This is a genomic window from Pseudanabaena mucicola FACHB-723 (assembly GCF_014696385.1).
Lineage (GTDB): Bacteria > Cyanobacteriota > Cyanobacteriia > Pseudanabaenales > Pseudanabaenaceae > Pseudanabaena.
In genome coordinates, this window is the sequence record NZ_JACJQB010000074.1 from 1 (window position 1) to 9,363 (window position 9,363).

General features: G+C 39.7%; 12 protein-coding genes. All 12 read right to left on the reverse strand.

Annotated features, from left to right (window positions below; genetic code table 11):
- Positions 1-589: 589 nt before the first annotated feature.
- The 12 genes from H6F41_RS18115 to H6F41_RS18170 all read right to left on the reverse strand — a co-directional run bounded on the left by H6F41_RS18115 (position 590) and on the right by H6F41_RS18170 (position 8,804).
- Positions 590-1,099 carry a hypothetical protein gene (locus tag H6F41_RS18115; protein WP_190404861.1) on the reverse strand — a complete coding sequence of 170 codons (510 nt, stop codon included), beginning with the start codon at positions 1,097-1,099 and terminating at the stop codon, positions 590-592.
- Positions 1,100-1,219: 120 nt separating this feature from the next.
- Entirely contained in the window at positions 1,220-1,510 is a 291-nt protein-coding gene (locus H6F41_RS18120; RefSeq protein ID WP_190404862.1) for a hypothetical protein, read from the reverse strand.
- Between the two features lie 37 nt (positions 1,511-1,547).
- Entirely contained in the window at positions 1,548-1,979 is a 432-nt protein-coding gene (locus tag H6F41_RS18125; protein WP_190404863.1) for a hypothetical protein, read from the reverse strand.
- 176 nt (positions 1,980-2,155) lie between these two features.
- A complete protein-coding gene (locus tag H6F41_RS18130; RefSeq protein WP_190404864.1) occupies positions 2,156-2,512 on the reverse strand; it encodes a phage holin family protein in 357 nt (118 codons plus the stop codon).
- Between the two features lie 59 nt (positions 2,513-2,571).
- Positions 2,572-2,739: a YqaE/Pmp3 family membrane protein gene (locus tag H6F41_RS18135; RefSeq protein WP_190404865.1), complete on the reverse strand. Its 168-nt coding sequence runs from the start codon at positions 2,737-2,739 to the stop codon at positions 2,572-2,574.
- Positions 2,740-2,849: 110 nt separating this feature from the next.
- On the reverse strand, positions 2,850-3,608 hold the full coding sequence (locus H6F41_RS18140; protein WP_190404866.1) for a histidine kinase: 759 nt from the start codon (positions 3,606-3,608) through the stop codon (positions 2,850-2,852).
- A 154-nt stretch (positions 3,609-3,762) separates the two neighbouring features.
- Positions 3,763-4,683: a ferritin-like domain-containing protein gene (locus H6F41_RS18145; protein WP_242023111.1), complete on the reverse strand. Its 921-nt coding sequence runs from the start codon at positions 4,681-4,683 to the stop codon at positions 3,763-3,765.
- A gap of 30 nt (positions 4,684-4,713) precedes the next feature.
- Positions 4,714-5,439 (reverse strand): ferritin-like domain-containing protein, encoded by a 726-nt coding sequence (locus H6F41_RS18150; protein WP_190404867.1) that lies wholly within the window; start codon positions 5,437-5,439, stop codon positions 4,714-4,716.
- Between the two features lie 411 nt (positions 5,440-5,850).
- Positions 5,851-6,888 carry a hemerythrin domain-containing protein gene (locus H6F41_RS18155; protein ID WP_190404868.1) on the reverse strand — a complete coding sequence of 346 codons (1,038 nt, stop codon included), beginning with the start codon at positions 6,886-6,888 and terminating at the stop codon, positions 5,851-5,853.
- A 350-nt stretch (positions 6,889-7,238) separates the two neighbouring features.
- Positions 7,239-7,739, reverse strand: a complete 501-nt coding sequence (locus H6F41_RS18160; protein WP_190404869.1) for a hypothetical protein — start codon at positions 7,737-7,739, stop codon at positions 7,239-7,241.
- A gap of 56 nt (positions 7,740-7,795) precedes the next feature.
- Entirely contained in the window at positions 7,796-8,041 is a 246-nt protein-coding gene (locus H6F41_RS18165) for a GlsB/YeaQ/YmgE family stress response membrane protein (RefSeq protein WP_190404870.1), read from the reverse strand.
- Between the two features lie 187 nt (positions 8,042-8,228).
- Entirely contained in the window at positions 8,229-8,804 is a 576-nt protein-coding gene (locus tag H6F41_RS18170; RefSeq protein ID WP_190404871.1) for a YtxH domain-containing protein, read from the reverse strand.
- Between the last annotated feature and the right edge of the window lie 559 nt (positions 8,805-9,363).

The following is a 9,363-nucleotide window of genomic DNA, read 5'->3' on the forward strand; positions in this document are numbered from 1 at the left end:
TGGACTGGAAAGCTACTTGTGATTTAACTCTTTCAGTTTTATTCCCTTCTGTCCTTTGGTTGAAACTTCTCAGGTATCTTCAAATTAGTGCCGATATTGCTGCTCGTCATGGCTTTGAAATTATTCTCAAACCCATTCCCACTTAACTCTTTTAGGAATGGTGCAAGATCTCAGTTATGGAAAGATCTCATTGGATTTGTCATCCAAGAAATTTTTCTCAATATCGAATCTAAGCCCATACTCCCAAAAAGTCTGAATGATGGTGGGTTTAGTGTTGAAAATATACCAATTCTATCAGCTATGAGATTCTCAAGCCGCCACAATATGCACATTGGTAAGACGCTTGGACTCAGTTTTATGGACAATGGCGTACACCTGACCATGCGCTGTATCGACTCCCGAATTTTGTTAATTCATTTATAGATGTGTGAGGCGTTTTGTCCTATGCTATTTCTTTGATGAAAACAGCATAAGCCTCTTCTTTACTCGAATTCAATCTCTGTATGCTTTCTCGATACTTCTCTTCCTACTTTTGTCAGTCAATCAGCTAACACTGTCAAAGTTGAGCAGAATATCTGAGCATATTGGTTTATTTACGACCAATCCATTTTGAGGCGATCGCTCCTACAACTGCGCCCACCATCGGATTGCTGAGAAATTTGACTAGAGCTGGCTGATCGGCTAAAACTTCATGAAAAATATCAGGATGGGAATGGTAAGTAAACCCTGCGAGTTGGGCGACATCATGAGGTGTCATGCGGCTAGGATCATGGCTAGATAGACCTAATTGCTTTTCGAGATCGCGATTACCTAGTCCTGTCTTTTTGAGCTGACCAAATAACTCTCTAGCGACATCATCTCGCTGACTGGGCTGAATCTTAGCGAGTGCTTTCTGCAATTCTGGCTCCATTTGTGCCGAGGAAATGCGATCGGGCTGGAAAAAGTCACTAAATATATTACGACGTTCTTCACGGGAAGACCGTTGAGCAAAATTGTCAAAATCTGTAAAGTTTTCCGACTCATCAGGTAGGGTTTCTTTATTCCCTCCCGCTAAATCTTTCATGACTTGACGCTTATATTCATCACTAGTATTTGGCATAGCTATTTAGAACTCCATTAAAATAAAAACAATAAAAATTTATGCATTCAAGGTAATCCAAGGCGAAGCTTTGGATTACCTTGAATTTAAGAAATGGCGTAGCCATTTCTTAAATTGGTACTAAGTAGTCCCTGCTTGATCCCAAGCATCCCGAACTGCATCTTTGACTTTATCCCAAGCCATGCCTGTACCACTCTTTTGGGCTAAGAGAGCTTCATAATCTCGCTTGAGTTCGGGTTCTGCTTCATCAAAGCTCTTGCCAAAATAGCGATCGCAACCTTCGTGTCCTATCTGATAGGCTAATTGATAGCCTTCATAGGTAGCTCCTTTCTCAATATAGTGACGAGAATTGTAATTCTGTCGCCAGTAATTATCATCGAAGTTGGCAATGGTGAGGGTTTGATTACTCATGGTTATCTCAATAAAAATATAGATGGATCATGAAGGATTAACTGGCTTGCTGATAATCAATTTGTTTAGATTGATAGTCATAGCGAGCTGTTAAAATCAATTTTTTGTCAGGAGCATAAATCAAAACGGTTAAATCTTGATTTGGGAAAGTATTCCGAAAGCCTTGGGTTAGCGATTGAGTTAAGGGCTTTACATCTGAGGGTAGAACTTGAGGTGAAATTACGACCCCTAATTTATTACCGTCGCGGACATAGGCATCCTTAATTAAGCCTTTACTAGTCTGCATTACCCAATTACCATAATCTTTCCCTGCGGCTGAATTATTTCGGGCTATTTGACTGTAATCTGAACTCTGATTGAGCTTTACTGGATTAGAGGATTGAGGAGATCCGCAAGCAGTTGTGAAAGTCAAAACCAACATCAGAGCGATCGCTACTATTGTGGTTCGAGCATGGCGAAAAATGTTCATCTGGTTGTTCCTTAGTTTTTCACGCTGTATATTTTTCCCCTTAGAAATTTAAGAACTGCCTAGATTCCTAGACTCCCTTAAAAAGGGAAAGCATTTTCTTCTTCCCTATTTTTAAGAGGGATTGAGGGGAATCTCTTAAAACTTTTCGCACCAGAAATTAATTTTGAAATAGCTTCTTAAGTACCAGTTCTTCTCTCTGCAAAGTATTTATTAAGGAAAGTACTACAAAAAGATAGAACGATAGGAGCTAGGATGAAAGCCAAAAGACCATTCATCGTAAATCCTGGAACAATAATGGATGCTATCCACAGCAATAGTCCATTTAGGATAAATGAAAACAATCCTAGAGTAATAAAAGTAAGGGGTAGAGACAAAACTTGCAGAACTGGTCTAATGAAGGCATTAACCAAACCAATAACGATCGCTGCTAATAATGCTGAAGGAAAGTTAGCAATGTCTACACCAGGGACAATTAGATCAACAATGAGAAGCCCTAAAGCAGTTGCTAATATAGTGAGAAAGTATCCAATCATATTTTTTTACCTAGAGTAATAGTAATTTGGTAGTTAGGAGAAAGAGAAATTGAGCAAATCTAATTACTTGATTGCTCGCCTTGTTTAGAGATCGCCCAAACAGCGTGAATAATCCCAGGAACCCACCCTAATAGAGTGAGTCCAATATTGATTAATAGAGTGACGCTAAATCCGTAAGCCAGAAAAACACCAAGGGGGGGAAGAAGAATGCCTAAAATTAGTTTCATGTTGATTACTCTTGAATTGACTGTTTTTGGGAATGTGGTGCGGTCAGAGCCTGCACTACATTCCCCGATACGAAATAAACTGTATGTTTTGAAAATTAGCAATTTGCAAATTAGCGCTTAGAGACGGAATCTTTGCTTTTCCAAATTTCTTTTAAGCCCTGCTTGATCTGTTCCTCTTTACGAGCAACTACAGAACCAAATTCACCTGCATTGGTCTCAATTTCAGCCTGTTTCTGTTGTAAAGGAAGAACTCCACTGGCTTCTGCTTCGACTTTTTTCTGGTCATACCATGTTTTTGCTTTTTCCCATTGCAGCTTAATTTCTTGATAGCGATCGCCATAACGATCCGCTAATTTCCGATCTAGATTTGTCATTTGGGATTTGAGGTTGACGTACTGCTCCTGCAAAATCCCCACTTCTTGACGTTCTTGATAGGTATCGACCGCTAGATTAATTTCTTCAGGATTAGTATCTGGTAATTCCACCGCCTTGATATCCATCATGATGGCGCTGGCTTCCCGATCTAACTCTTCCTGCTGTTGATCCAATTGAGTTTGAATCGCCAATAGTCTCACTCGTCGCTCCGCGATCGCCTGTTGACGCTCATGGGTACTTCCTGCGATCGCGCCTTCGATAGAAGCAGTGATGTTTTCTGTCTTTTCCTTGCCACCTCCCTTAAAATCAGCAATTACTGTAGAGACCGCATCTTTGACAATTAAGCCAATTTCACCTGAGCCTTCTTTTAGCTCAGCGATGGTTTGGGCAACTGCATCTTTGACAATTTCACGAATATGTTCAGATCGAATACTGCCTTGACTTTTTGCCTTTTCAAGATTAGTTTTAATCTTCTCTTTAACCAGATTAGACATTGTTAATATTTCCAATTTATGGGTGGGATTGATGCTTTTTCTGATCTCAGTTTGAGCAATAGTAGAAGAAATAGATGAGGCTAACACTATACTCAAACTTAAAATGGTTGCTTTTAGAGGTCTAAATAAAGGAAAGAACATACTAGCGACTTCCTTACCATAACCCTCTTACTGGCGCTGATGGTTCACTCGTTGTCGATGGTTCAGTGGTTGTGGTTGGAACTACTTCTTCAACAGGTTGAGTATTAGATGATGGAGTTGCAGTTAAGATTGGTGTAACGAGGGCAAGTACTTCGTCACTAGTTGCATAGCCATCAAAAGCATCAAGAGTAAAGGGAATCGGAGAGTCTTCTCGATTCTCATTGTAGATAACTTCTTTATTGCTAGCATTGGTAGATATCCAAGGACGTACATCCTCGTCTAGCAAAGTCTCACGTAAGAATCTAATACCCGCAGCATGGCGAGCTTCGACACTGTGAATTGCTAAAGCCGCCGCTAAGATTGGTTTGCCAGCATCACCTGCGGCAAGTAAGTTCTGCACTTGCCCTTTGTATGCAGCTACGCCCAAATCTTCGACATATTGCCCTGCCAGTAGGAAATCCGTAGGATTAGCAAAGGGATCACGACCTAAGATTGCACTATAGTTGGGATTTACAGGAATTTTAATTGCTTCAGGATCACCACCGATAGAACGTAGTGCTGCGGATAGATCCGTTACATGATTAGCTTCGTCCTCGCCATAGGAAGCGATCGCATCCTTGGCAATTTGAGGTGCAGATGCTAATCCTCCATTCATCGCTGCTATGGCTGCTCGTTCATAAAAGTCTGCTTCAAGTTTTTCTAGGGTAAGTGCATATTCTGCGACTTGTCTAGGACTCAAAACTGTACTTTGAGCATATGCTGATGAGGCTGGACTAAAGAATAAAAATACAAATAGAAAAGGGATACAAGCAAAGCAAAGCTTTAAAGGAAGTAATGCTGTACTAGCAATACACTTAAAACTATCGGAAATAATTTTAAGCTTTATTCGCAAAGTCGCGGAGTAGGTGATCATCTTAGCAGCATCCTTTTGCATGAGTGTATTCGCAAGTGTGGTGTATCGTCTCTAGCTAACAAGAGTCCCGCCAATAGGATTGTTGAGTATATTTAGCGAATTCACGATTGCCACAATCTGTTTAGGGGTATATAGCTCGTCGTAAGCCTTACCTTTAAATGGATTTAGGGTTGAATTCAAGTTTGCATCACTGATTAGGCGATCGCGATCAGGTTCAGTAGTTGGTCGATTGAGTAGCGCCCGTACTCCCGCCGCATGACGAGCTTCTACAGAAACAATTGAACCAGCCGCAAGGAGAAATATGGGACTAGTCAAGCTTGTACCCGCGCCATTGTAGGCATGTACGCCCAGATCTTCTAGCGTAACGGCGGCATTCAAAATGCGATCGCGGTTAGCGAGAATATCATTGAGGCTAGAGGAATTAAAACTTAAATCTTCAGTCGTAAATAGAACTTGATTCGCTAAAACACTGCGAAGGAATTTTACATGGGCAGTTTCTTGAGCGCCCAAATATTTCATATATTCAAGTTCTCGACTATTGGTGATTTTGCCCGAACTAACTACGGCCGCATAAAAAGCAGATTCTAGTTCTTCCAATAACAAAGCAAAGTTAAGAATGCCAATGTCATTAGCATTAAAGGCGAGCATCTTGCCACGACTGTTTGACTGGGCATAGATGGCTTGAGGCATCGCGCCAATTGCTATACCACCAACTCCATAAATCCCCCATTTGATCAAGGAACGTCGAGAGGTAGAATGCATCTTCTCGCTAATCATAGTTAATCTCTCCTGAATAGTGACGGATATAATTCAATGCTTATTGTTTTTTGATGCAATAGCCATCAAGAGTTTTTTGTATATTCTTGTCATTAGCCTGACAGATGGATGTTTGAGATGATGTATATTTAGGTAGTCAAGGAGTCTTAATTGATTAATCTGTATAAAAATGTAGTAAATCTTGATTAATTCAAAATAGATATAGCTGCTAAGACAATTAGGATAAAGACCCAAGATGTGAGTTGCGGCGTAAAGCAATGCAACTCACATCTTGGGTCTTTATTTGTCCTAACACTTTTATCAGTAGGTATATGCAGAGATTCTCAATTGGGCGTATGCTCACTCGGGAATCTCTGCATATAGTTCGGACTTGCCTATAAACTTGATGAAACAGCGCAAGTCTTAGCAGACCTAGCTAGAAGCAGATACTAATCGCTGATCTTGAATCTTACTTTTGGCATTCATAAAATCTGTCGCAAGTTGTTTCTGTTGATCGTCTCCAAAACTACTATTAATACGAGGAAACATTTCATCTTCCTCTTCTTTGACATGAGCATTGACATCTGCGGCCAAAATCTCTACCGCAGCTTTAAAAGCTACCGTATCTTCACAGTCCATGGCTTTAATCTGTTCTAGCGTTTGCTTCATTTCAGCTTGTTCGTCATACAGACTCTGAATGTCGTTATAGTAGGGACGTACAACTGGATAGATGACTTCTTCCTCGGCGGCAGCGTGAGTACACAAGTCTTTGTAAACTTGTCCAAAATGCTCCTGTAGCTCTTGAGGGTCATCAGTCGTTGCAATTTGAGAAAGCAAAGCAAAGACTTTAGTATGATCGAGGCGAATTAAATCACAGATCTTGACCTCAGTATCATTACGACTAATGATACTGCCCGCAATACCACTTAGAGCAGCAATGGAATCCTGTACTCTTGACCAGAGTCCACTATCAGAAGGCTTGCCTGTGAGTTCCATCGTGCTTAGAGATTCCATAATCCCTTTCAGTTGCTCCTCATGTCCACGATTCTCAAAGTTAACCGCATTGAGAGGAGCAATCGCTACGGCGATATCAGCTCCCACTACTTGACCAGCCTTGTGAACGAGGACTCCTGCCATTGCCTGTGTATGTTTGAGAAGTTCATGTTTGGCAACCTTTTCAAACAAAGTGAGGTCTGTATCTTGCATCATCTTGCCAAGATCTGCAAACTCCTTCTGAATTGATGGATTTGGCTCGGCTTTAATTCCATACTGAACGATGACCGTGTCGATGATACCCAAGTTTTTCTGATCATCTCTAAGAAATCCTTCTAAACGGTTAGTGATTTCTCGATCTGGGCAAGCTGAGATTAAACTTTTCTCATTGGCGATCAGCACATTTTGTGTTGCTTTCATGTCTGCCAATTTGACAGCGATTGCAGTACGTTTGTTATCTTCAAGTGCTACTGACATTGATAGATTGCTCCTGACATGTAATTTTAAGAGATAATTACTTCTCTATAGTAAAAATTATGACATTGGTATGGTTGTCTAAATGGATGACATGATGAACTTGCTTTACTATGAAACAAAGTGTAATGGAATGTAAGTTCCATCACACTTTGTTTCGTATAGCTATAGCCAAATAAGTCAACTTAAAACTTCAAATCTTGTGCTGCCCACGATCTGGGCAGCACAAGATTTGATTCTATTTTTTAACTACGCTAGACTACTTACTACCAATTAGTGAGACTTCTTATTTTAGGGCAAAGTCATAAGGACATCAGCATAGTTAAAGAATAGAAGTATGCTAGCATTATGATTTAGCGTTGAATTGCTGTAGAAGCACGATCCCATGCATCTTTTACTGCATGTTTAGCTTGCTCCCAAGCTAAACCTCCAGTCTGATTAGCTTGATAATCTCGCTGTAAATCTGTCTCAACCTCGCTGTAAGTACGACCACTATGGCCATAGCGATCGTAGCCTTCATAGCCAGTACGATAGGCTGGTTGGTAATCTTCGTACTTTCTATCTGAATCCACATAGGTACTAGAAGTATAGGTCTCCTGCCAATTGGTTTCTTCAAAAGTAGGATTGACTTGTTCAGCTACATCCTTGCCAGCTAAACCACCAACCACTGAACCAATAACAGCACCAACTACCGCACCAACTGGACCTCCAACTGCGCCACCGATAACTGTGCCTACAGTGCCAGCACCTGCAGCTCCCATACCTGTTCCCACAGGATGTGACCCTACTTCTCCCGAAATTGGATCGAGGTTTGCATCGGCTTGTGTGTCAGGATTTACGTTTTTATTGGTCATGTTGAATTTGCCTTTAAATAACTTATTTGTAATTTGCTCAAAATCTCAAGTAGCTTCTAAGAAGCCTTCACTAGGCGAATTCCATATAGTAGGACTACTGCTCCAAGGGTTGCCACGATCAAGCTGCCGATCAAGCCACCACCTGTGGAAACTCCAAAGGTATTAAATAGGAAACCACCTAATAATGCGCCGACAATACCAACAATAATATCTCCCACTACACCGAAGCCACCACCGTGAACTATTTGACCAGCTAAGGCTCCGGCCACTAGTCCGATTAAAATAAACCAAATAAATTCCATGAGAGTTTCTCCGTTTATCCATTTTAAATATTTGTGAATGAAGAGAATAGGCTAAGTTTCCAGTCACCTATCTTTTTTGAATTTATTTGCCAATTCCCTAAAACGTGAAGATACTTTGAGGAATTCGCAAATAAATTCAGTCAGTTTTTAAATTACAAAAATGGCGTTACCGTTTTTTGAATTGGTGTTACTGACCCAAAAAGTTTTTGACAGAATCAATTACACCATCAACTTTATCTTCAGTTTCGTCAGGTAGACCTTTGGTATTTTCCTTAACTTCATTAGCGCGATCGCCTACCATCTCTTTGGTTTTCTCTACACCTTCGCCAACTTTGTCTTTAGCATCCTTAGCCATATTCTGAGCTTTACCAATATTTTCCTTGGTACCTTCTTTCACATTTTTAGCTAAGTCTTTAGCGCGTTTTTCTGCTTCCTTGGCAAAGTCTTTAGAGGTGTCTGCAAGTTTGTCAATCACCTTGTCAGTTCTTCCATCACGAAGATCGCGACCGATTTCTTTAGTGATATTTGCGGCTTTGTCGATCGCCATGTCAGTTTTCACACCTTGCGTCACTTTGTCAACTTGATCGCCAAAGATGTTAGCCAAGGGAGATGCGATCGCCCCAGCACTAAAAAAGGTCACTTGTAACATAAAAACTAGTGCGAAACCACAAGCGAAAATAAGTCCTTTCTTGACACCATTCAGCATCGCAGTGACGGAACTATTAAAATGAGTAGCCTTGCTCTTTTCTAAGATATGATTCATTTGTTTCACCTAACGTTTTGTGTTTAGTTACTGAGTCAATATTTAAACTAACAGTTAATTGTTTGATCTCATGTTTAAGTGATGTATAACTTGAGTAAGTTGTATTAAATGCAAATAAATCTTTACTATAAAATCTTCAAGTTTTTAAAACTTTGACTAAGTTAAAAAATGTTGATTGCAATTATTATATTTTCAATAATTGCCATTGAAAACTCTCTAAATACGTTAACAAAAGTGTTTAATGTAACAATTTAAATAGTTTTAATTCATCTCATACAATTCATTCAATTTTTAATATTTGTTTATACATTATTTATGACATTCAAGTGCAAAGATAGTTGCAGTGAATAAATTACTGATTGATACTCTATTTAGTAAATGGCATCAATCACAAATATTATTAAGTACCTCAATATAATGAAGAACCCAACTTAAAATCTATGCTGACTCTGTAAATATAGAAGGTATTTGTAAAATAAATATTAAGGAAGAGAACAAAATAAAACTCAGGGGAGAAAGTAGAAAAAAAGCAAAATGACAAAATGTCTAGGAAAAAATA